Annotated in this window: 15 protein-coding genes; 7 read left to right on the top strand and 8 right to left on the bottom strand. The window is 69.8% G+C overall.

What is annotated here, in order from left to right:
- The first annotated feature begins 184 nt into the window (after positions 1 to 184).
- Both GRS48_RS12080 and citZ read left to right on the top strand, forming a co-directional pair.
- A complete protein-coding gene (locus tag GRS48_RS12080; protein ID WP_159486874.1) occupies positions 185 to 2,083 on the top strand; it encodes a PINc/VapC family ATPase in 1,899 nt (632 codons plus the stop codon).
- Positions 2,084 to 2,339: 256 nt separating this feature from the next.
- Complete coding sequence (citZ, locus tag GRS48_RS12075; RefSeq protein ID WP_159486872.1) at positions 2,340 to 3,488, top strand: citrate synthase; 1,149 nt, start codon at positions 2,340 to 2,342, stop codon at positions 3,486 to 3,488.
- A gap of 276 nt (positions 3,489 to 3,764) precedes the next feature.
- Here the strand turns inward: citZ and GRS48_RS12070 are convergent, their stop codons facing one another.
- From GRS48_RS12070 to GRS48_RS12060, 3 genes are all read right to left on the bottom strand, one after another.
- The gene (locus GRS48_RS12070) at positions 3,765 to 4,928 is read right to left on the bottom strand and encodes an acyl-CoA dehydrogenase family protein (RefSeq protein WP_159486870.1); all 1,164 of its coding nucleotides are present in this window, start codon (positions 4,926 to 4,928) and stop codon (positions 3,765 to 3,767) included.
- 82 nt (positions 4,929 to 5,010) lie between these two features.
- On the bottom strand, positions 5,011 to 6,015 hold the full coding sequence (locus GRS48_RS12065; RefSeq protein ID WP_159486868.1) for a branched-chain amino acid ABC transporter permease: 1,005 nt from the start codon (positions 6,013 to 6,015) through the stop codon (positions 5,011 to 5,013).
- Entirely contained in the window at positions 6,012 to 6,869 is an 858-nt protein-coding gene (locus GRS48_RS12060; protein WP_159486866.1) for a branched-chain amino acid ABC transporter permease, read from the bottom strand. Before GRS48_RS12060 ends, GRS48_RS12065 begins: the two co-directional genes overlap by 4 nt.
- A gap of 135 nt (positions 6,870 to 7,004) precedes the next feature.
- Between GRS48_RS12060 and GRS48_RS12055 the strand changes: the two genes are divergently transcribed.
- Positions 7,005 to 7,847, top strand: a complete 843-nt coding sequence (locus GRS48_RS12055) for an ABC transporter ATP-binding protein (protein WP_159486864.1) — start codon at positions 7,005 to 7,007, stop codon at positions 7,845 to 7,847.
- Positions 7,844 to 8,539: an ABC transporter ATP-binding protein gene (locus tag GRS48_RS12050; RefSeq protein WP_321168432.1), complete on the top strand. Its 696-nt coding sequence runs from the start codon at positions 7,844 to 7,846 to the stop codon at positions 8,537 to 8,539. Before GRS48_RS12055 ends, GRS48_RS12050 begins: the two co-directional genes overlap by 4 nt.
- Positions 8,540 to 8,555: 16 nt before the next feature.
- On the opposite strand, the gene GRS48_RS12045 is transcribed toward GRS48_RS12050, so the two are convergent.
- From GRS48_RS12045 to alaS, 4 genes are all read right to left on the bottom strand, one after another.
- Positions 8,556 to 9,791 (bottom strand): ABC transporter substrate-binding protein, encoded by a 1,236-nt coding sequence (locus tag GRS48_RS12045; protein ID WP_159486862.1) that lies wholly within the window; start codon positions 9,789 to 9,791, stop codon positions 8,556 to 8,558.
- Positions 9,792 to 9,996: 205 nt separating this feature from the next.
- Positions 9,997 to 10,794 (bottom strand): type 1 glutamine amidotransferase, encoded by a 798-nt coding sequence (locus GRS48_RS12040; RefSeq protein WP_159486860.1) that lies wholly within the window; start codon positions 10,792 to 10,794, stop codon positions 9,997 to 9,999.
- Positions 10,795 to 10,895: 101 nt separating this feature from the next.
- Positions 10,896 to 11,699, bottom strand: coding sequence for an alpha/beta hydrolase (locus GRS48_RS12035; RefSeq protein WP_321168431.1), 804 nt, complete (start codon positions 11,697 to 11,699; stop codon positions 10,896 to 10,898).
- Between the two features lie 73 nt (positions 11,700 to 11,772).
- A complete protein-coding gene (gene alaS, locus GRS48_RS12030; RefSeq protein ID WP_159486858.1) occupies positions 11,773 to 14,550 on the bottom strand; it encodes an alanine--tRNA ligase in 2,778 nt (925 codons plus the stop codon).
- 409 nt (positions 14,551 to 14,959) lie between these two features.
- Here alaS and GRS48_RS12025 point away from each other — a divergent pair, with 409 nt between their 5' ends.
- Positions 14,960 to 16,867: an ATP-binding protein gene (locus GRS48_RS12025; RefSeq protein WP_394351208.1), complete on the top strand. Its 1,908-nt coding sequence runs from the start codon at positions 14,960 to 14,962 to the stop codon at positions 16,865 to 16,867.
- Between the two features lie 241 nt (positions 16,868 to 17,108).
- Here GRS48_RS12025 and GRS48_RS12020 read toward each other — a convergent pair whose 3' ends face one another.
- Complete coding sequence (locus GRS48_RS12020) at positions 17,109 to 18,152, bottom strand: low specificity L-threonine aldolase (protein WP_159486856.1); 1,044 nt, start codon at positions 18,150 to 18,152, stop codon at positions 17,109 to 17,111.
- A gap of 194 nt (positions 18,153 to 18,346) precedes the next feature.
- Here GRS48_RS12020 and GRS48_RS12015 point away from each other — a divergent pair, with 194 nt between their 5' ends.
- On the top strand, positions 18,347 to 19,873 hold the full coding sequence (locus GRS48_RS12015) for a carboxypeptidase M32 (RefSeq protein ID WP_159486854.1): 1,527 nt from the start codon (positions 18,347 to 18,349) through the stop codon (positions 19,871 to 19,873).
- Positions 19,874 to 20,014: 141 nt separating this feature from the next.
- Positions 20,015 to 22,480, top strand: a complete 2,466-nt coding sequence (locus GRS48_RS12010; RefSeq protein WP_159486852.1) for a GAF domain-containing protein — start codon at positions 20,015 to 20,017, stop codon at positions 22,478 to 22,480.
- The last annotated feature ends 311 nt before the right edge of the window (positions 22,481 to 22,791 follow it).

The following is a 22,791-nucleotide window of genomic DNA, read 5'->3' as shown; positions in this document are numbered from 1 at the left end:
TTCGTTTATCGACCGCCGAGCGACAGGTCCGCGACAGGTAAGTAACAGCCCCGCGACAGGCACGCGACACGTCCGCGACAGGCACGCGGCACGTCCGCGACAGGCCCGCGACACGTCCGCGACGCCCGACCGCGGCCCGTTCCGGTCGAACACCCTTATACGGTTCCCGCCCGCAGGATCCGGTATGAACGTAGTACCGGACACCAGTGCGGTCGTCGACGGCCGCGTGTCCGAACGGGTCGACGGCGGCTCCTATCGGGGGGCGACCGTGCTCGTCCCCGAAGCGGTGGTCGGCGAGCTGGAGTCGCAGGCCAACGAGGGGCTCGAGTCGGGATGGGACGGTCTCTCCGAGCTCCAGCGGCTCGCCGAGTACGCCGACGACGGAACGATCGAGCTGGAGTACGTCGGGGTCCGCCCGGACACGGGCGCGAAGGACCGCGCGGACGAGGGCGACGTCGACGCGCTGATCCGCGACGTCGCCGACGAGCACGGCGCGACGCTGCTGACGAGCGACATCGTGCAGGCGGAGGTCGGACGGGCGAAGGGGTTGGACGTCGAGTACGTCGAACCCGTCGCCCGCGGCGTCGTCGACGAGCTCCCGATCGTGGACCTGTTCACCGAGGAGACGATGTCGGTCCACCTCAAGTCGAACACCCTGCCGAAGGCGAAGCGCGGCTCGCTCGGCGAGATGCGGTACGAGACCATCGACGACGAGCCGACGAGCGAGGAGCGGATGAACGAGTGGGCGACCGCCATCGTCAACCTCGCGAGACAGTCGAACGAGGGGTTCATCGAGCTCTCCGACGACGGGATGGACATCGTCCAGTACCGCAACTACCGGATCGCGATCGCACGTCCGCCGTTCGCGGACGGGATCGAGATCACGGCAGTTCGACCCATCGCGAAGACGACCCTCGACGACTACGAGTTCGCCGACGAGCTCCGCGAGCGCTTCCTCGAGCGCCAGCGCGGCGTCCTCATCTCGGGGTCGCCCGGGGCCGGGAAGTCGACGTTTGCACAGGCGGTCGCGGAGTTCCTCAACGACAACGACTACGCGGTCAAGACGATGGAGAAGCCGCGCGACCTGCAGGTCGGCCCGGAGATCACCCAGTACGGCGCGCTCGGCGGGCGGATGGAGAACACCGCCGACGCGCTGCTTCTGGTCCGGCCGGACTACACCATCTACGACGAGGTCCGCAAGACGAACGACTTCGAGGTGTTCTCGGACATGCGGATGGCGGGCGTCGGGATGGTCGGCGTCGTCCACGCGTCCCGCGCGATCGACGCGCTCCAGCGGCTCGTCGGGCGGGTCGAGTTGGGGATGATCCCCCAGATCGTCGACACCGTCGTCTACATCGAGGCCGGGGAGGTCCACACCGTCTACGACGTGAAGACCGAGGTGAAGGTCCCGGCCGGGCTCACGGCCGAGGACCTCGCGCGCCCGGTCATTCAGGTGACGAACTTTGCGACGGGCGAGCCCGAGTTCGAGATCTACACGTTCAACCGGCAGGTCGTCACCGTCCCGTTGAGCGAGGGGGACGACGAGGACGCCGAGACCGGCGTCGGCCGGATCGCCAAACAGGAGATCGAACGCGAGATCCGTTCGGTCGCGCGCGGACACGTCGAGGTCGACCTCCAGGGCGGGAACGACGCGACCGTCTACGTGGAGGAGCGCGACATCGCCTCCGTCATCGGGAAGGGGGGCGGACGGATCACCGACATCGAGAACCGGCTCGGGATCGACATCGACGTCCGGACCCACGACGAGAAGCCCGGGTCGGGAGGCGGCTCGGGCGGGCGCGGCTCGGGCGGACGCGGCTCGAACGGCTCCGGAAGCGGGAGCCAGGTCGGCGAGGACCGCGGCTCCGTGGTGACGCCGGAGATCACCTCGCGACACGTCGTCATCGGCGTCGACGACGGCGTCGGCGAGACGGTCGAAGTACGCGCCAACGGCGAGTACCTCTTCACCGCGACGGTCGGGCGCGGCGGCGAGGTCCAGGTGTCACGCGGCTCCGCGATCGCCGAGGAGCTCGAGGACGCGATCGACCGCAAGCAGTCGATCACGGTCGTCCCGGCGCGCTGAGACGGTCGGCAGTCCGGAAATTGTCGGCATCACGGTACGTTCTCCATCGAGGCGCGGGCGCGCGGGCGATCATTCGTCCGAACCGCTCGTCCGGGTTCACACCGCGTTCCGGGCCCGTGTCGTGGCGATCGACAGACACGAGCGGGCGCTCGTGGCCGTATCTGACGCCGTTCGACTCCTTCGTCTTCGTCGATCGACGTAACGAGTCCCTCCTGAAAGATAACGCTTTTTGGACGGTGGTGGGAACCATTCACCCATGTCAGACGAGCTAAAGCGGGGGTTGGAAGGCGTCGTGGTCGCGGAGTCCGGGTTGAGCCACGTCGACGGGCAGGTCGGGAAGCTCGTATACCGCGGCTACGACATCGAGGACCTCGCGTTGAAGGCGGAGTACGAGGAGGTCCTCTACCTGTTGTGGCACGGCGAGCTCCCGACGCGTGCGGAACTCGACGCGTTCACCGACGAGCTCGTCGCCGAGCGCGAGGTCGACGACGACCTCCTCGAGACGGTGGCGACGCTCGCGGAGGCCGACGAGCGCCCGATGGCGGCGCTCCGAACGGCGACGTCGATGCTGTCGGCGTACGAGCCGGAGGCGGACGCCGACGCCGAGGACCGCGACGCCGCGCTCCGTAAGGGTCGCCGGATCACCGCCAAGATCCCGACGATCCTCGCCGCGTTCGAGCGGGCGCGACAGGGCGAAGACCCCGTCGACCCGGACCCGAGCCTCTCACACGCCGGGAACTTCCTGTACATGCTCACGGGCACGGAGCCCGACGCGGTCAGCGAGGAGACGTTCGACATGGCGTTGACGATCCACGCCGACCACGGGCTCAACGCCTCGACGTTCACGGGGATGGTGATCGGGTCGACGATGGCCGACATCTACTCCGGAGTGATCGGCGGTATCGGCGCGCTCTCCGGTCCGCTCCACGGCGGTGCGAACCAGGACGTGATGGAGGTGCTCTACGAGATCGACGAGTCCGAGAAGGACCCCGTCGAATGGGTGATTGACGTCCGCGAGTCGGGCCGTCGGATCCCCGGCTTCGGCCACCGAGTCTACAAGGTGAAGGACCCGCGTGCGAAGCTCCTGCAGGCGAAGCTGCGTGACCTCTCGGAGTCGTCCGGCGACACGAAGTGGCTCGATTACACCACCGCGATCGAGGAGTACCTCACCGAAGAGGGGCTCGTCGAGAAGGGGATCGCCCCGAACGTCGACTTCTACTCCGGCTCCGTCTACGACCACTTGGGGATCCCGCTCGACATGTTCACCCCCATCTTCGCGATGAGCCGCGCCGGCGGCTGGATCGCCCACGTCTTCGAGTACCAGGAGGACAACCGCCTCATCCGCCCGCGCGCCCGCTACACCGGCGCGACCGACGCCGAGTTCGTCCCGATCGACGAGCGATAACGGCCATCGTCGGCCACCGCGGGTTCGCCTCGCCCCTTCCTTTCCCTCCTTTCTCTCCCTTCTCCTCGTTTCTCTCCCTTCTCCTCGTTTCTCTCCCTTCTCCTCGTTTCTCTCCCTTCTCCTCCCTTTTCAGCGTCGACCCTACTCGAGGGCGTTGTCGGCACTACTCGGAGGGTCGCTGTCGACGTTACTCGGAGGGTCGCTGTCGGCGCTTCGAGAACAAAACCGCCGGCGATCCGAAAGCCGAGTCGGCGTGTGCCGCCCCGGTGCGATTGCTTACTGGTAGGCCGCGATTCCCGTCAGGTCCTCGCCGAGGATCAGGGTGTGGATGTCGTGAGTGCCCTCGTAGGTGTAGACGGTCTCGAGGTTCGACATGTGTCGCATCGGCGAGTAGTCCGTCGTGATCCCGTTGCCGCCGAGCATCTCGCGGGCGATCCGCGACTGGTCGCGAGCCATCCGGACGTTGTTGCGTTTCGCCATCGAGACGTGCTGGGGACGGAGGTCGCCGCGCTCTTTCAGCTCCGCGAGCCGGTAGGCGAGCAGCTGGCTCGTCGTGATCTGCGTCGCCATCTCGGCGAGCTTCTCCTGTTGGAGCTGGAACCGCGCGATCGGGCCGCCGAACTGGTCGCGGTCGCCCGCGTACGCCCGCGCCTCCTCGAAGCAGTCGCGTGCCGCGCCGATCGCCCCCCACGCGATCCCGTAGCGGGCCTGCGTGAGACACGACAGCGGCCCCTTCATGCCGCTCACGCCGGGGAGGACGTTCTCCTCGGGGATCCGGACGTCCTGGAGACTGATCTCGCCGGTGATCGACGCGCGAAGCGACAGCTTCTCTTTGATCTCGTTGGTCGTCACGCCGTCGCGGTCGGTCTCGACGAGGAAGCCGCGGACCGGGCTCCCCTCGGCGGACGTCTCCCGGGCCCAGACGAGCGCGACGTCAGCGATTGGGGAGTTCGTGATCCACGTCTTCGAGCCGTTGAGGACGTACTCGTCGCCGTCCTGCTCCGCGCGCGTCTCCATCGCGGTCGGGTTCGAGCCGTGCTCCGGCTCGGTGAGGCCGAAACAGCCCAGCTTCTCGCCCATCCCCATCTCGGGAAGCCAGCGCTCCTTCTGTTCGTCGCTCCCGTACGCGTGGATGGGGTACATCACCAGCGCGCCCTGCACGCTGGCCATCGAGCGGAGCCCGGAGTCGCACGCCTCCAACTCCTGCATCAACAGGCCGTACGCGGTCTCGGAGACGTTGGGAAGGCCGTATCCCTCGAGGTTGGGCGCGTAGAACCCGAGCTCGCCCATCTCGGAAATGAGCTCCGTCGGGAACGTGCCGGCCTCGAAGTGGTCGCCGATGTCGGGTCGGACCTTCTCGTCGACGAACCGGCGGGCGGTGTCGCGAATGAGTCGCTCCTCTTCGTCGAGGTCTCCTTCGAGCCCCACGTAGTCGAGCATGATCGTGTGTGAGGGTCGTCGTCACAAAAACGATTCGGGATGTCTCCGACCGGAGACACGCGTCGAGTCGTCCCGGCGATCGTTACGACGCGTCGCTCGTCCCGTCGTTTCCGTCCCGATCCCCGACGTACGAGTCGTACGCTTCGCGTGCCTTCGGCACGATCCCCCGTCGGAACGAGAGGAAGAGCACGATGAGCAGGACGCCGAGCGCGGCCGTTCGCCACTGTCCGACCTCGCCCAACAGCTCGTCGAGCAGCACGATCGCTCCCGCACCGACGACGGGACCCAGCAGGGTCCGTGACCCACCCAACACCAGCATGACGAGCACGAGCACGTCGATCGCTTGGAACGCGAACGCCGACGGCAACACGTACCCGTCCGCCTGGACGTACAGCGCGCCGGTCGTCCCGACGAGCGCCGCCGCGAGGAACCCGGCCAGCACCTTCGTTCGGACCACGTCGATACCGGCCGCCTCCGCCGCGACGGGGTCCTGTCGCACCACCTCGAACGCGGTGCCCCAGCGCGAGGCTCGCAGCCGGCTGTACCCGACGAGCGACGCGACCAGCAGGCCGAGCAGGACGTACGCGAAGGCGACGCGCTGGTCGACGCCGACGGCGTCGGCAACGAAGTCGACCGAGAGCCCCGAGAACGGGAACCCCGTGCTCCCGCCGGTGACGTCGCGCATCCCGACGAACGCCTCCATGGCCGCGAGCTGGACGGAGAGGGTGAGTATCGCGAGGACGATCACCGTCATCCCGCGCCTGGCCGCCACGTAGCTGACGACGGCCCCGAGCGCGCCGGCCGCGACCGCCCCGAGCGGGAGCGTCGCCCACGCCGTGATCCCGACCGCCTCGGCCGTCAGCGCGGTCGTGTACGCGCCGACCCCGGCGAGCGCCCCGAGGAAGAGGAACAGCTGGTCGGTGTGGGCGAACGCGACGTTGAGCGCGACGGTGAACGTCGCGAACACGAGGAACAGGACGAAGATCCGCAGCTGGTAGGTCGCGCCGCCGGCGGTCACCAACAGCGGGACCGGCGCGAGCGCCGCGGTGACCGCGGCGATCCGCCTCGCGTCGGCGGCGGGGATCACGAGATCTCCTCCGGGCGCGCGACGAGCACCGCCACGGCGACCCCGAACAGCAGGACGTTCGCGAGGTACGCGCCGACGAGGAAGTTGGCGAACGTGATCACGACGCCGAGCCCGAGCCCGGCGACGACAGTGCCCCGCAGGTCGCGGACGCCGCCGACGATGGCGACGATGATCGCGAAGACGGTGAGCTCGAAGCCGGCGGCGACGGTGACGTCGGAGCTGGCGGCCCGCAACAGCCCCGCGACCCCCGCGAGCACGACGCTCAGGACGAAGACGAGCGTCCGGATGCGGCGGGGGTTCACCCCGCACAACAGCGCGCCCGTCTCGTCGTGGACGACGGTTCGCGTCGCCGTTCCGAGGCGGGTCCGGTCGAGGAACCCGAACAGCCCGGCGAGGACGGGCGCCGCGACGGCGACGGTGAGCAGCGTCGACCCGCGGACGGCGACCCCGGCCAGCTCCAGCGCGGGCACGCCGTGTGCGATCGAGTACGTGAGCGGGACGTACACGAACAGGACGCCGTCGATCGCGATCGCGAGCCCGAGCGTGACGAAGATCCCGAGGACGATCCGCTCTTCGCCCTCCGAGCGGTACACGCTCGACAGCAGCGTTCGGTCGACGGCCAGCCCGAGGAGGGCGACGGCCGCGATGCCGGCCGCCGCGCCGCCGACGACGCTGCCGACCGCGCCGGCGACCGCGACCGCGACCACTACCGCGATCACCGCGAAGCTGCCGAGCGCGAGGTTCAACACGTTTCCGAGGCCGAACACGAGCGTGATCGCGGCACCGAGGAGCGCGAACGAGAGCCCCCGGGCGACCCCGTCGATCGCGACCTCCAGGCCGGTTGCTACCACCATCGGTTCTCGTTGAGACCTTCCGGTCGAAGGGTATGGCTCCTTCGATACGACCGCATCGATGCCCACGTTCGATCGTTGGCGGGCGAAGGTGTACAGCAACGAAAGGGATTTGTCATCGGACGCGCCAGTACGCGTATGCTCGAAGTCGACGGGATCACGCGGACGTACGGCGGCCTGACCGCCGTCGACGACGTCGGGTTCTCCGTCGACGCCGGGGAGATCGTCGGCGTCATCGGCCCGAACGGGGCCGGGAAGACGACGCTTTTCAACGCGGTCACCGGCGTCGAAGCGCCCGACTCGGGGACGGTTCGCCTCCGCGGTGTGGACCTCACCGGCGCCCGTCCCAACGCGGCGTGCCGGGCCGGGGTCGCCCGCACGTTCCAGTCGGTCCGGACGTTCGACGAGTCGACGGTTCACGAGAACGTCCTCGCGGGCGCGCTGTTCGGGGGCGGTCGGCGCGATCGCGAGACGGCCGTGGCGGCGACCCGAGACGCGCTCGACCTCGTCGGGCTCGCGGGCGACGCGGACCGGCACGCCAGCGACCTCCCCATCGCGGCCCGGAAGCGGGTCGAACTGGCGCGCGCGCTCGCCACGGACCCCGACGTGTTGCTGCTCGATGAGATCGGCAGCGGGCTCACCCCCGTCGAGATCGACGACCTCACGGACACGATACGCCGGATCCGTGCGGATCGCGGCGTCGCCGTCCTCTGGATCGAACACGTCACCGACGCGCTGTTCCGCGGTGCCGACCGCGTGCTCGTTCTCGAGAACGGCTCGCTGATCGCCGAGGGGACGCCGGCGGAGATTCGGGAGAACGACCGCGTCGCCGAGGCCTATCTGGGCGAGGAGACCGTCGCCGCGTCGGACGCCGACGATGGGACCGACGCGCCGCTCCCCGAGAACGCCGACCCTGCGGCCACGACGCCGGAAGGGACGCCCGCTGGCGAGATCCGGGCGGAAGGCGGAGGCGGGCGGTGATACGGGTCACTGACGTCGACGTCGCCTACGGCGACCTACAGGTGCTGTGGGACGTCTCGCTCGAGGTGCGCGCAGACGACGGCGTCGTCGCCCTCGTCGGGCCGAACGGGGCGGGAAAGTCGACGCTCCTCAGGGCGATCTCCGGGCTCGTCCCCGTCGCGGACGGCCGGATCGAGCTGTTCGGCGAGGACGCTGCCGCCCTTCGACCGGACGAGATCGTCCGCCGCGGCTTCGTGCAGGTGCCGGAGGAGCGGCACCTGTTCGACGGGATGACCGTTCGGGAGAACCTCCGGATGGGTGCGTACACGCGTACCGACGATCCGACGGCGACGCTTCGCGACGTGTACGACGTGTTCCCAGTGCTCGAGGAGCGGGCCACACAGGCCGCGGGGACGCTCTCGGGCGGGGAACAGCAGATGCTCGCGATCGGGCGGGCGCTGATGGCCGACCCGACCGTGCTGGCGCTCGACGAGCTCTCCGTCGGGCTCGCCCCGCAGCTCGCGCGCCGCACGTTCGACACGATCGCGGACCTGAGCGAGGAGCTGACCGTCGTGCTCGTCGAACAACACGTCGACGAGGCGCTGTCGATGGCGGACCGGGGCTACGTGCTGGAGAACGGCCGGATCGCGGCGAGCGGAACCGGCGAGGAGCTGCTCGCGAGCGATCGCGTCAGGTCCGCGTACCTCGGGTAACGGCGTCCGAGAGCGCTCAGTCGTCGACGAAGTCGTACTCGTCGGGGTCGAAGCCGTCGAGCGGCGACGACCGGAACGTCTCGGTCAGCCGCCAGTCGCCGTCCGGGTAGTAGTCGGGCGCGCCCGCCTCGAAGCCGCTGAGCATGTGGCTCAGCCCGTCGATCTCCCCCCACTCCGTGTACGTGAGCGGGTTCGCGAACACCGTGTCGAACTCGATCTCACGGATCTCGTCGGCGACGGCGACGGGGTCGGCCTCGCCGGCCGCCTCGGCGGCGGCCGCGATCAGCTTCCCGGTGACGTAGCCGTACGCCTCGTGGGTGTCGAACCGCTCGTCGCGGGCGTCGGCGAACCGTTCGGCGACGTCCGTGAACGCCTCGCCGTACGGGTCGCTGACGTGGAGATGGAGGAAGCCCGCCGCCGCGTTCTCGCCGAGCCCGCTGTTGAGGACGCCCGGCGGGAGCCCCGCGCCGGTCGTCAGGTCGGGGTCGAGGCCGATCTCTATCGCCTGGTTGTGGATGGCGATGGAGCCGGGCGGATGACCCGTCGCGACCAACAGGTCGAGGTCGTCCGGCAGGTCGCGGAGGAACGGCGTGAAGTCGTCCTCCCCGACCGGCGCGGTCGTGGTCGTCAGCTCCACGTCGTCCGGAACGAGCGCCTCGAGGCTCGCCTCCAGCGTGTTCCCCCACTCGTAGTCGCCGATGACCGCGCCGACCGTGTCGTAGCCACGCGCTTCGATCAGCTCGATCTGGGGGAGCACGTCGGTGACCGCGGGTTGGGAGCCCATTCGGAACGTGTATCGGCCGTCCTTCGGCAGGATGGTGTGTGAGCCCGCCATGTGGAGGACGAGCGGGACTTCGAGCTCCTCCGCGGTCTGTCGGGTCCGCAACCCGACGTCGCTGGACACCGGCCCCGTGATCGCGAGCGCTCCGTCGCGCTCGACGAAGCGTCGGAAGACCGTGTCGGCCTCGCCGGCGTCGCTGCCCGTGTCCGTCGTCTCGACCTCGACCGTTCGACCGAGCACGCCACCGTCGTCGTTCAGCTCCTCGACGGCGAACTCGAGGCCGGCCTCGTGTGCCTGTCCCCACGCCGCGAATCCGCCGGAAAGCGGCTGTAGCGCGCCGATGGTCAGCGTGTCGTCGTCGCCGTCGTCACCGATACAGCCGGCCAGCGCGGTGCCGAGCGCGGCCGCGCCGCCCGCACGAAGGACCGACCGTCGGTCGACCGCCCGTCCGGTCCCGGAGTCGTGAGCCATGGACTCCGATGCGTGTCCCCCGGGTTAGTACCTGTCGAAGAGGTACACTGGTGTACAGATGTGGTCACTCGTCGGGGCCGGCGGCGTCGGCGCACACGTCGTGCACGTCGCACTTATCGACGACCACCGTCGGCCGACGCCACCCGTTTCCGCTCGCTGCCGCCGCCGACGCTGGCCACCGCCGGCCGCACGGCGTTCGGTCGAATCAGTCGTCAGCGGCGGCGGAGCCGGCCTCGTCGTCCGCGGCGGTGGGGTCGGCTGGTCGGTCCGCGGCGGCGGAGCCGGCGGGCTCGTCCACGGCGGTGGGTTCGGCCGGTCGGTCCGCGCGCACGTCACTGGCGTACGCGACGAAGTTGTCGAAGATCGATTTCGCCTCGCAGGCGGCGTCGTACTTCTCGGGGGTGATCCCGGCGAGCACGTCGTCGACGCGAGCGTCGTCGAGCCGCTCGCGTTTCCCGTCGGCGACCCGCTTTGCGGTGTCGATGTCGTACTCGGGATGGAACTGGACGCCCCAGCAGTGGCCCTTCCGGAACGCGTGCACGCCGTACTCGTTCTCGGCGATGAGCTCCGCGCCCGGCGGGAGGTCGACGACCGCGTCGCCGTGGGTGGTAAACACCGTGAACTCCTCGTCGACGTCGGCGAACAGCTCGTCGCCTCGATGTCGAACCGTGTTGTACCCGATCTCGAAGTCGTCCATCCCGGCGACGTGGCCGCCGAGCGCCTCGGCGAGCACCTGGTGACCGTAACAGACGCCGAGCACCGGGACGTCCGCCTCGGCCGCCTCGGCGACGTAGTCGACGAGCGGGGGGATCCACGCTTCGTCCCAGTAGACCGACGACCGCGAGCCGGTGATCACGACTCCGTCGAAATCGGTGTGGTCGGGGAGCTGTCCGTCCGTGGCGTCGAACTCCGCCAAGTCGGCGTCGAGCTCCCGGCGGAAGTTCCGTCGAGTGCCCGCGCCCTCGTGGGCGGCGTTCAAGAGTGCGAACCGAAGCCGTGTCATTACCGCGTCCAACGCGCGGCGTGTTCAAAACCGTTGTGCCCCCGCGGATCCTGTCCGCTGTCTGGGAGCGTCTCGATGCGGCGGCGTACGTCGGTGGCGGCTCACGCGAACGGGTCGTCGCCGTGTTCGGCCAGCCACCCCGCGAGCGCGTCGTTGATCGCGGCCGACGCCTCGACGCCGACGAGGTGGCTGGCCCCCTCGACGGCGTGGAACTCCCCGCGCGGGAGCCCCGCCGCGAGCGACTCGCCCGCGGTAACGGGACAGACGGCGTCCGCCCGGCCGTGAACGACCAGCGTCGGCGTGGTCAGCTCGTAGAGGCGGTCGGCGCGATCGAACCCGTAGACGGCGTCCCGCTGGGCCGCGAACGTCGCCGGCGTCGCGTCCTCCGCGACCCGCCAGTCGACGATCCGGTCGACGACGTCGGGGCGCTCGCGTACGAACTCCGGGGAGAGGAGCCCGGCGGTCGACGCCCGGACCGCGTCCGCGTCGTTCGGGTCCGCCCACACCCGTTCGGCGGCGTAGTCGTCGCCGCTCGCCGGGGTCCCGACGACCGCGAGGCTGTCCGGGCGTCCGGACCGCTCCCCGTACGCGAGCGCGACCATCCCGCCCAGGCCGTACCCGACGACGTGGGCCGACCGGACGCCTTCCGCCCGGAGGACGGCGTCCAGGTCGTCCGCGAGTTCCTCGACGGTGTACGGTCCCGGCGGCGCGTCGGACCGCCCGATCCCTCGGAGCTCGGGAGTGATGACCGGTCGTGGGCCGGCCAGCGCGCCGTGTTGCCAGCCGAACTGCCACGCGCCCAGCCCGACGTCGCCACAGAGGACGATCGCTTCCCCGGCGGCCCCGCCGCTGCCGCCCTCGACCTCGTATCGGATAGCAACGTCGCCGTTGGTCGCGTATGCCACGTCGACGGGTTCGGCCGGCGACGTGATACGCGTTCGGGTCGTCCCGTCCCGATCGCCGCAAGCGTCCCCGGCGTCAGGCCTCCTGCAGGGTCCGGAGCACGTCGGGGGCGGCCGCCAACGCGTCGTCGAGCGCGTCGACGTCCGGGCCGCCGCCCTGTGCGAAGTCCGGCGGGCCGCCGCCGCCGCCGCCGACGCGACCGGCCAGGTCGCCGACGACCGCCCCCGCGTTGATCTCGACGCCGTCCGGGACGCCGACGACGAAGCTGGCCGAGCCGCCCGCGCCGCTCCCGATCACCGCGACCTTGCCGTCCTCGACGTGCGCGTTGGCGGTCGCCCGCAGCTCGTCGGCGTCGCCGTCGAGCCGCTGGATCACCGCCGTCGTCCCGTCGAGGTCGACCTCCTCGGCGTCGGCCCCGCCGGAGGCGCGCGCCTCGGCGAGCGCCTCCTTCAGCGACTCGATCTCCTTGCCGCGCCCCTTCCACTCCTCGAAGAACCGCTCGGCGGTCTCGGGAACGTCGAGCGGGTCGACGTCGAGCGTGGCGGCCGCGTCGTAGAGGGCGTCCTCCGTCCGTTGCGTCGCCTCGATCGCCGCGCCCGCGGCGGCGAAGACGACGCGCTCGACGCCGTCCTGGACCGGTTCCGTCTTCAACACCTTGATCGCGCCGATCTCGCCGGTCCGCTCGACGTGAGTGCCCGCACACGCCTGGACGTCGGCGTCGCCGACGTGGATCAGCCGGACGTTCATTCCCGGCGGGACGCCCCCTTGATACAGGTCGAACCCGTGTTCGGCCTCCGCCTCGTGGCGGTGGGGCCACTCCTGTCTGACCGGGACGTCGTCGCGGACGAGCTCGTTCGCGACGCGTTCGATCTCCCGGACCTGTTCGCGGGTGATCCGCTCGAAGTGGCGGAGGTCGAGCCGCGAGGAGTCGAGCCCCTTCTGCGCGCCGGCCTGCCGGACGTGATCGCCGAGCACCTCGCGGGCGGCGTGGCCGATCAGGTGCGTCGCCGTGTGGTGTGCTCGGAGCCGGTCGCGGCGCTCGCCGTCGACCTGTCCCCGCACGAACTCGCCCTTCCCGGGGTCGTCGTCGGCGTGGTGGAGGACGACGCCGTCGACCTCCTGGACGTCGAGCACGTCGACGGTGGTTTCGCCCGCGGTGATCTGTCCGCGGTCGGCGGGCTGGCCGCCGCCCTCCGGGTAGAACATCGTCTGGTCCAACACGACGTCGTACCCCTCCTCGCGGTCGAACACGTCGAGCACGATCGCCTCGAACTCCGTGCGCCCCTGGTCGTCGTAGTACAGCTTCTCCGTCTCGGGGAGGTCGCGCAGTCGCTCGTCGCGTTCCTCCTCCTCGGCCGACGCCCCGATCTCCTCGTGTCTGTCGGCGACGAGCGCGTAGAAGTCGTCCGGGACGTCGACGTCCGCGCCGCGCTCGGCGGCGATCTCGACGACCATGTCCGGCTGGATGCCGTGGGAGTCGTACAGCTCCAGCAGCTCCGCGGTGGGGATCGGCTCGTCCGTCCCGGCGTACTCGTCCGCGAGCGCCTCCACCTTCCGGGAGCCGCGTTCGAGCGTCTTCCGGTACTTCCGCTCCTCGGTGCGGACGATCTCGCGGATCGTGTCGCGGTTCTCGTAGCCGAGCCGCTCGGCCTGCATGTCGACGAGCTCGTCGAGCGGGGCGTCGACGCCGACGGTGTCGACGAGCCGCTTCGTGCGCCGGAGCACCATCCGTGCGAGGTAGCCGGTCCCCACGTTCGAGGGGACGATGCCGTCGCCGAACATGTACGCGAGCGTCCGCGAGTGGTCGGCGATGGCGTAGATGTCCTCCAGCGGCTCGACGAGCGCCCGGAGCCGGTCGACGTCCACGCCGAGCTTGTCGGCGATGTCGTCGCGGGCGTCCTCGACGTCGTCGACGTCGTCGATGTCGAGCCGGCCGGAGAGCTTCGCGGCGCGGTGGATCAACGACCGCTCCTCGTCGGTGTGTTCGATCCCCGCGTTCTCCTTGAGGAAGTCGATCGCGTCGGGGTAGATCGCCTCGTACACCGTCGCGGTCCCCTGGCTCATCCAGGTCCACCGCTCCAGCCCGTAGCCGGTGTCGACGATGTACGTGTCCATGAACGAGTACGTGTGCCCGTCCTTCATCTCGTACTCGCCGTCGGGGTCCCGCTCCATGCACATGAAGACGAGCGTGGCGAGCTCCGCGCCCTTGTAGATGACCTCGATGGCGGGGCCGGCGTTGCCGCCGCCCACCCACGGGTCCTCGATGTAGGTGATCTCCTCGAGGTCCGCGCCGAGGCTCTCGAACAGCTCGTCGCAGTACGCGACCGTCTGGTCCTTCCAGTACACCTCGCCCTCGTAGGCGTACTCCGCCTCGGCGTCCTCGCGCGTGTTGAACGCGTGGTGTGCCATCATCTCGAACGCCATCGTGTGCCGGCCGGTCTTCCCGACGTTGTCGATGTCCTGCATCCGGATGCAGGGCTGGGAGATGGTCAGCGGGTTCGCCGGCGGCGGCGTCTCCCCGGAGGTGACGAGCGGCTGGAAGTCGTAGATCGACGCCTGCGTCAGGAGGACGTCGTCGCGCCACCGGTTCGCGGCCACCGGGTACGGGTCGATCCGCTCGTGGCCGTGGTCCTCGAAGAAGGAGAGGAACGCCTCCCGCATCTCCGCGAGCGTGTACGGCTCCGGGAACCCCGGGTCGTCGATGAAGCTGTAGTCCGCACACGGCGGCTCGCCGCACAGTTCGCGGTCGACGTCGCGCGTCCAGAACGCCGCCCCGCAGGAGGAACACTCGCGTCGGACGAACCCCTCCTCCTCGAAGTAATCGAGGCGGTACTCCGCTTCGAGATCGCTCATTACCATGTCCTGGCCCGTGTTCGTCTAAAAGGGTTCCGGGGGCGGCTCGGCACGGGGAGCGGGCCGAAGCCGGTCTATTACGCCGGATGCGGCCCGCAACTGACGACACGGGTCCTCCGCGACCGACATCGCTCGTCACGTCCGACATCGGTCCCCCCGCGACCGACATCGCTCGTCACGTCCGACATCGGTCCCCCCGCGACCGACATCGCTCGTCACGTCCGACATCGGTCCCCCGCGACCGTCGTCGTCCCCTATCGACGGGACCCGCCGCCGGAGCTCCGGATCGTATCGACCATCCGATCAGTTATCGAGATTGATTAGTCAGCCGGTAACGTTATGATGGCTGTCACCAATCGTCGACCAATTCGTGGTAGATTCGTTCGTCGACGAGCGGGCGGTGGTCGTGCTGTCGAGCCGTCCCGTTCCGTTTACGGACCCGCTCCCGGTCGGTTCCGTCAGTCACACGTCGCCGTCGGCCGTCGACGACGAGGTGCTCGCCGCGGCCGACGCGTTCGTGATCGTCGGACGCTCGGGTCTCGACCGTGTAAAGGGGTCACATGCCGACGCGCCGTTGGTGGCGCTCGTCGACGACCCGACCGATCCCGTCGCGGTCGATCCGATCGTCGACGCGGCCGCGGTCGATCCCGAGGAGGTCGGCACGCGGCTTCAGTGGCTCTTCGCGCGTCGGGCCCGGCGGACGCTTCACGACGCCGACGCCGACGGCCCGTCGCGCATCGAGCGGCTCCACGCGGGGACGACCCGGCTCGCGACGGCGGAGTCGTCGGCCGAGGCGTTCCGGACCGCCGTCGCCATCGCCGAGGAGGTGTTCTCGGTGGACCACTGTATCGTCGGAGTGCTCGAGGGCGACTGGATCGAGCCGGTCGCCGTCTCGACCGACGAGCTCCCGGGGGATCGCGAGCGCGTTCGCGTCGGGTCGGGCGTGGCGGGGACGGTGCTCGACACCGGCGACCCGGTCATCGAGACGGTCCCCGACCACGACGTCTACGGATCGGCCCTCACCGTCGCCGTCGGCGACGACGCGGTCCTCCAGACGGTGTCGACGGGGACCGACGCGTTCGACGAGGGCGACCTGGAGCTGGCGGAGCTGCTGGCGTCACACCTCGAGGAAACGCGCAGCCGGCTTCGGGTCAACGCGGCGCTCCGGGACGAACGCGACCGGCTGCTGGCGCTGTTCGAGAACGTTCCGGACCCCGCCGTCGCGTGCGACCTCGTCGACGGCGACTCGATCGTCCGGCGCGTGAACTCCGCGTTCGAGGGGACGTTCGGCTACGACGCGGACGCCGTGATCGGCGAGTCGGTCGACGACTACATCGTCCCGGCCGACGCGGTCGCGTCGGCCGGGGCCATCGAACTGAACGCGAAGCTCCGTGACGGGGAGAACGTCCGTCGCGAGGTGACCCGGCGGACCGTCGACGGCGACCGGCACTTCATCCTGCACGTCATCCCCATCCACCTCGACGCGGAGAACGCGTCCGGCTACGCGATCTACACCGACGTGACCGATCGACGGGAGCGGCTGGCGCGGCTCCGGCGGCAGAACGAACAGCTCGACGAGTTCACCGCGATCGTCTCCCACGACCTCCGGAACCCGCTCTCCGTCGCGAAGGGATACCTCCAGCTCGTCCGTGAGGCTGCCGATACCCCCACCGACGCCGACCCCGCTGCCGACACCCCCACTGACACCGACACGGTCCACGACGCCGACACCGCCGTCGACCACCTCGATCGGGTGGACGACGCGCTCGATCGGATGGACGAGCTCGTGAGCGACCTGCTCTCGTTAGCTCGCGAGGGACGGGTCGTCGGCAACACCGAGCAGCGGTCGCTGGCGCTGCTCGCCGAGGAGGCGTGGAACGGCGTCGACACCGGGGACGCGGAGCTCGTCGTCGAGGGGGATCGGACGTGCGAGATCGACCCGAACCGCGTCCGCGAGCTGCTCGAGAACCTCTTCCGGAACAGCGTGGAGCACGGGGGCACTGGCGACGCTCCATCGCCGGGCGGCTCCGCGGGCGACCCTTCGACCGACAGCACCGACGACCGGCTCACCGTCCGGGTCGGAGCCATGGAGCTCCGTTCGGGCGGGGCAGGGGGGTTTTACGTCGAGGATGACGGTCGAGGATTCCCCGACGACGACGCCGAGCGACTCTTCGAGAGCGGCTATACCACCGACCCCGACGGCACCGGGCTGGGACTCGCCATCTGTAAACACGTCGCGGAGGCCCACGGCTGGGACGTGCGGGCGATGACGGGCGCGGCCGGCGGCGCGCGGTTCGAGTTCAAACTGGAGGGGTGACCCCGGCAGACCCCACGTCGTCGGCGCCGAGGTGACGAATTTATAAGTGATTCCGGGGCAGTAATTCATATACAGTGCCGAAGTGATGATTCATGAACAGCGCCGCGAGAGTGCTTATAAGGTACTCTCGCGAGAGGCGTTTATATGTGCTGCTGTGAAAGTAGCTTATAAGCGATGCTGCGAAGACGATTTATAAGGAGGGCCGCGACGATCGACGATCGTCGGGCGTTCGGGTACCCGGCTACAGCTCCTCGACGGCTCCGGCGATCCGGTCGAGCGCGGCGTCGACGTCGTCGGCGTCGACGTCGAGGTGGGTGGTAAAGCGGGTCGTGTACGTGTCGAACTCGACCGCGCCGACGCCGGCATCCGCGCAGGCGTCCACGAGGTCGGCCGCCGGGATCGACGCCCCCTCGGTGTGGACGACGACGATGTTCGTGTCCGGCTCGGGGGCCTCGAAGCCGGAGAGAGCGTCGAGGCCGTCGGCGAGCCGCTCGGCGTTGGCGTGGTCGTCGGCGAGCCGGTCGACGTTCTCCAGCGCGAGCAGCCCCGGCGCGGCGATCATCCCGGCCTGCCGCATCCCGCCGCCGAACAGCTTGCGCACGCGACGGGCCGCCTCGATGAACGCCTCGTCGCCGGCAAGCATCGACCCCACGGGCGCGCCGAGTCCCTTCGAGAGACAGAACATCACGCTGTCGACCGAGGCGACGAGTTCGGGCGCGGGGACGTCGAGCGCGACGCTCGCGTTGAACACGCGCGCGCCGTCGAGGTGGACCAGGACGCCGGCGTCGCGGGCGGCGGCCGCGGCCGCGTCGAGCCGGTCGGTCGGGATCGCCGTGCCGCCACGGTAGTTGTGGGTGTTCTCCAGCGCGAGCAGCCCGGTTCCGGGTCGGTGCAGGTCCTCGGTCACGAGCCCCTCGCGGACGGCCTCGGGCGTGGGGACACAGCGGTCGCCCGCGTCGACCGTCCGGGTCTGGACCCCGGCGAGCCGGGCCGCGCCGGCCAGCTCCCAGCGGTAGATGTGGGACTCGCGTTCGAGCAGGAGCTCGTCGCCGGGCTCGGTGTGGACCGTGACGGCGATCTGGTTCCCCATCGTCCCCGAGGGGACGTAGAGGGCCGCCTCCTTGCCGACCGCCTCGGCGGCGCGGCGCTCCAGCTCGTTGACGGTCGGGTCGTCGCGGTACACGTCGTCCCCGACCTCGGCGTCGCGGGCGGCGTCGCGCATGGCCGCCGAGGGCGTGGTCACGGTGTCGGATCGCAGGTCGATGAAGTCGCTGGCGTCGGCCATCGGTTACGGCCCCGTACCGCGTCCGACCGGAAATAGCTCGCGCTCCGTACGGGATCCTCCGGACGAGACCCTCGGGCGGGATCCTCCGGACGAGACCCTCGGGCGGGATCCTCCGGACGAGATCCTCGCACGGGACCCGTTCGTTCCGCGCCCGGGTCCGGACCGTTCTTAAGTCGGGCGATGGATGTCCTCGTATGGCAACGGAAGCCACGGAAGACGACGCGTCGGACGCTCCCGAAGCGTACGCGGCCCTCCTCGACCGCGCGCGCCGCTGGAACACGGTCGGCAGCGCCGCGGGCGTGCTCGGGTGGGACCAACAGGTGATGATGCCGGAGGGCGGGACCCCCGCCCGGTCGAAACAGCTCTCGACGCTCTCGTCGATCCGCCACGACCTGCTCACCGCCGACGAAACCGGTGACCTGCTCGACGAGCTCGCCGACGCCGATCTCGCTGACGAGCGGGCGGCCGTCGTTCGGGAGATCCGCCGCGACTACGAGCGCGCCGACGCCGTCCCCGTCGACCTCGTCGAGGAGATCTCCGAGGCGAGCTCCGAGGCGCTCCCCGCGTGGGAGGCGGCGAGGGCCGACGACGACTTCGAGTCGTTCGCCCCGCACCTCGAACGGCACGTCGAGCTCAAACGGGAGTACGCCGCGCGGATCGACCCCGACCGCGACCCGTACGAGGTGCTGTTCGAGGACTACGAGCCCTGCCTCTCGATCGAACGCGCCGAGGCGATACTCGAGGAGCTCCGCGAGACGCTCGTCCCCATGATCGACGCGATCCGCGAGTCCGACGTCGACCTCGCGGTCGACACCTTCGAGGGAACGTTCCCGGAGGCCGACCAGGAGGCCCTCGCGCGCGACGCGCTCGAGCTGGTCGGGTACGACTTCTCCCGCGGTCGCCTCGACGTCTCCTCGCACCCGTTCACCTCCGGCAACCAGTTCGACTGCCGGGTGACTACGCGCTTCGACGAGTCCGACCCGCTCGGCGCGATCGGCTCGACGATCCACGAGTTCGGCCACGCCCAGTACAACCTCGGGCTCCCACGGGAGCACTGGGCCACCCCGCTCGGGGAGTCGCGTGACCTGTCCGTCCACGAGTCGCAGTCGCGGCTCTGGGAGAACCACGTCGGCCGGAGCCGCGCGTTCTGGGAGCGGTTCCTCCCGACGTTCCAGGAGCGCTTCCCCGACACGGCGGACGCGACCGTCGAGGACGCCTACGAGGCGGCCAGCCAGGTGTACGAGGACAACCTCATCCGCGTCGAGGCCGACGAACTCACCTACCACCTCCACATCGTCGTCCGGTTCGAGATCGAACGGGACCTCGTCCGCGGCGACCTCGCGGTCGAGGACGTCCCCGAGGCGTGGAACGACAAGTACGAGGAGTACCTGGGGATCCGCCCCGAGACCGACGCCGAGGGCTGTCTCCAGGACATCCACTGGAGCCACGGCAACTTCGGGTACTTCCCGACCTACTCGCTCGGGTCCGTGATGGCCGCCCAGCTGTACGCCGCCGCCGAAGACGACATCGATGACCTCGAGTCCTCGATCGCCGAGGGCGACTTCGAGCCCCTTCACGACTGGCTCGCCGAGCACGTCCACCGGCACGGCTCCCGCTACGAGACGAACGAACTCGTGCGGCAGGCCACCGGCGACGACTTCTCGGCCGACGCGTTCGTCGACTACGTCGAGGCGAAGTACGGCGAGCTGTACGACCTCTGAGCCGGTACGGTTGCCGACAGCTGGTGCCGCGGTCACCCCTTTTCTTCGACGGTCTCCAGGTCGTGTCACCTCGATCCGCCGCCGGCCGTGTTACCCGGTCGACCCAAACGGTTTTGATGGGCGAACGTGGTAGGTAGTTACATGAATCGCCCGATCCGGGTGCTGTGCGTCGACGGCGACCCGGCGACCGCGGATCGGGTAGCGAGCGGGATCGGAGGTCACACGGTGCGTCGCTCCTCTTCGGGGAGGATGGGAGTCGACCGAGGCCCCGACGGTGGCTCCGATCCTGACGTCGACGGCGGCTCCGATCCTGACGTCGACTCAGACCCTGGCGTCGACGTCGTCGCGGCCGGATCGACGGAGGAGGCGATATCGATCGTCGACGCCCGGCCGATCGATTGCGTCGTGTCCGATCACGACCCGCCAGAGATCGACGCGTTGAGGCTGCTCGAGTTGGTCCGAGCTCGGGACCCCGAGGTCCCGCTCTTCGTGTTCCCTCGCACCGGGTCCGAACGGCTCGCCGGGGAGGCGACGCGACACGCCGCCCAATACGTCCCGCGGACCGGCGAGGACGATGCGTGCCTCGAAAACGAATCCCTCGGGGACGGCCGTCTCGGAGACGAATACTTCGACCTCGGCGCGCGCGTGCGCACGGCGATCGAGGACGTCCGGGAGACGCTCTTCGATCGGCTCCCGATCGGGGCCGTCGAGTGGGACGGCTCGCTCGGCGTCGCCCGAGCGAACCGGGAGGCCGAGGCGATCCTCGGCTACGAGGAGTCGGCGCTTCGGGGCGAGCCGTGGGCCACGATCGCCGCTGACGGCGATCGTGACGGTCTCGGAACGACGTGTGGCGTCGAGCGCAACGTGACCGCGGGCGGGGAGACGATAGCTTGCGAGTGGCACCACCGGACCGTCACCGACGACGGCGGCTCCATCGAGTCGGTGGTATCGACGTTCAGGGACGTCACCGACCGCATCGAGCGCGAACGACGGGTCAGCGAGCTCCGAAACCGCCTTCGCGATCTGTCGTTCACGACGAACGTGGCCGAGACGGTCCGGATCGCGGTCGACGCCGCCGAGGACGTCATGCGCGCCCCACTGAGCGGGGTCCACCTCCTCGACGATGACGGGGAGACGATCGCCCCTGTGCTGCTGGTCGATCAGGCGCACGAGGCGTTCGGCACCCCGCCGGCGTACGAGCGATCGGCCCCGCCCGGGTCGCGGGCGGGGTTCGTCTGGGACGTCTTCGAGCGCGGCGAGCCGGGGAGGCTGGCCGACGTCGCCGCCGACGATCGGATCCGCGAGACGACGCCCGCCGGGAGCGTGATCGTCTACCCGCTCGGCGATCACGGCGTGTTCATCGTTTCCGCGCGGGAGCCGAACGCGTTCACCGACACCGACGACGCGCTGGCGGAGATCCTGGCCCGGACCCTCACGACCGCGCTGAACCGGGTGGAACGCGAGAAACGTCGCCAGGAGCGCGAACGCCGTCTCGGCCGACTTCACGAGGCGACGCGGGAGCTGATCGCGTCGGACACCCAAGCCGAGGTCGCAGACTGTGCGGTCGCGGCCGCGGAGGACATCCTCGGCTTCTCGATCACGCTGGTGCGCCTGTACGACGCCGACGTCGGGGGGCTCGTCCCGGTCGCCGACAGCGACGCGGTCTCGGATCGGCTCCCCGACCGCGAAGCGTTCGGCCCCGACGGCGGGAGCCTCAACTGGCGGGCGTACGACGCGGGCGAGGTGATGGTGTTCGATGACATCGAATGCGTCGACGCGATCGACGCGGGCACCGGCCTCCGAAGCCTGATGATCCTCCCGCTCGGCGAGTACGGGACCCTCTCGGTCGGGGAGCTGGAGCCGAACGCCTTCGACGAGACGGACGTCTCGCTGGCACGGATCCTGGCGACCACCGTCGAGACGGTCCTCGAGGCGAACGACCGGAAGGCGGCGATCAGACGCCAGCGCGACGAGCTCGAGGCACAGAACGCCCGGCTGGAACGGTTCGCAGACGTGTTGAGCCACGACCTCCGGAGCCCGCTCACCGTGGCACAGGGACGGCTCGAGCTCGCACGCGAGACGTCCCCCGCGGCCGCAGAGCATCACGACGCGATAGCGCGGGCACACGGGCGGATGGGCGCGCTGATCGACGATCTGCTGACGCTCGCGCGCGACGGCGAGGAGGTCACCGAGACGGAGTCGGTCGCGCTCGGAGCCCTGCTCGAACGCTGTTGGGACACCGTCGAGACGGGGGCCGCCGAGCTCCGGATCCGGACCGAGAGGACGGTCGTCGCGGACCCGAACCGGCTCCGACAGCTGTTCGAGAACCTCATCCGCAACGCCGTCGAACACGGCGGTGAGGGCATCACGCTCACGGTCGGAGACCTCTCGGACGGCGACGGGTTCTACGTCGCCGACGACGGACCCGGGATCCCCTCGGCCGAGCGGTCGAAGGTGTTCGAGTTCGGTTATACGACCACCCGCGGCGGAACCGGCTTCGGGCTGTCGATCGTGATGCGGATCGCCGAGGCACACGGCTGGAGCGTCACCGCGACCGAGAGCGTTGACGGGGGTACACGGTTCGAGTTTCGTACCGACGGATCGTGAACACCGCACCGCCCGCCCGACCGGTTTGATCGGCCCGCGCCGCCCGCCCGACTCGCCAGATCCTTTCCCGATCGACTCGTCAGATCTTCCCGATCCGCCCGACTCGCCGCTCCGGCTTGCCGGACGTCCGATGCTCGTAGACCCGCTCTCACGCCGTCCTACTGATAAAGGGCTGAATGATGCAGGTGGGGATGTGGTCGATTCTCCGGGTCGTGGAACGTGGGGGGTTTATACGTGGTGTCGGGTCGTCTCTCGAAATAGAGGGAGAAGACCGATGTCCACGACTACACCAAACGAGTTCGGCGGGGAGT

The sequence above is a fragment of the Halorubrum sp. JWXQ-INN 858 genome (genome assembly GCF_009806985.1).
Taxonomy (GTDB): Archaea; Halobacteriota; Halobacteria; order Halobacteriales; family Haloferacaceae; genus Halorubrum.
The sequence above is the reverse complement of the archived record's forward strand: the minus strand, read 5'-3'. Positions and strand labels throughout refer to the sequence as shown.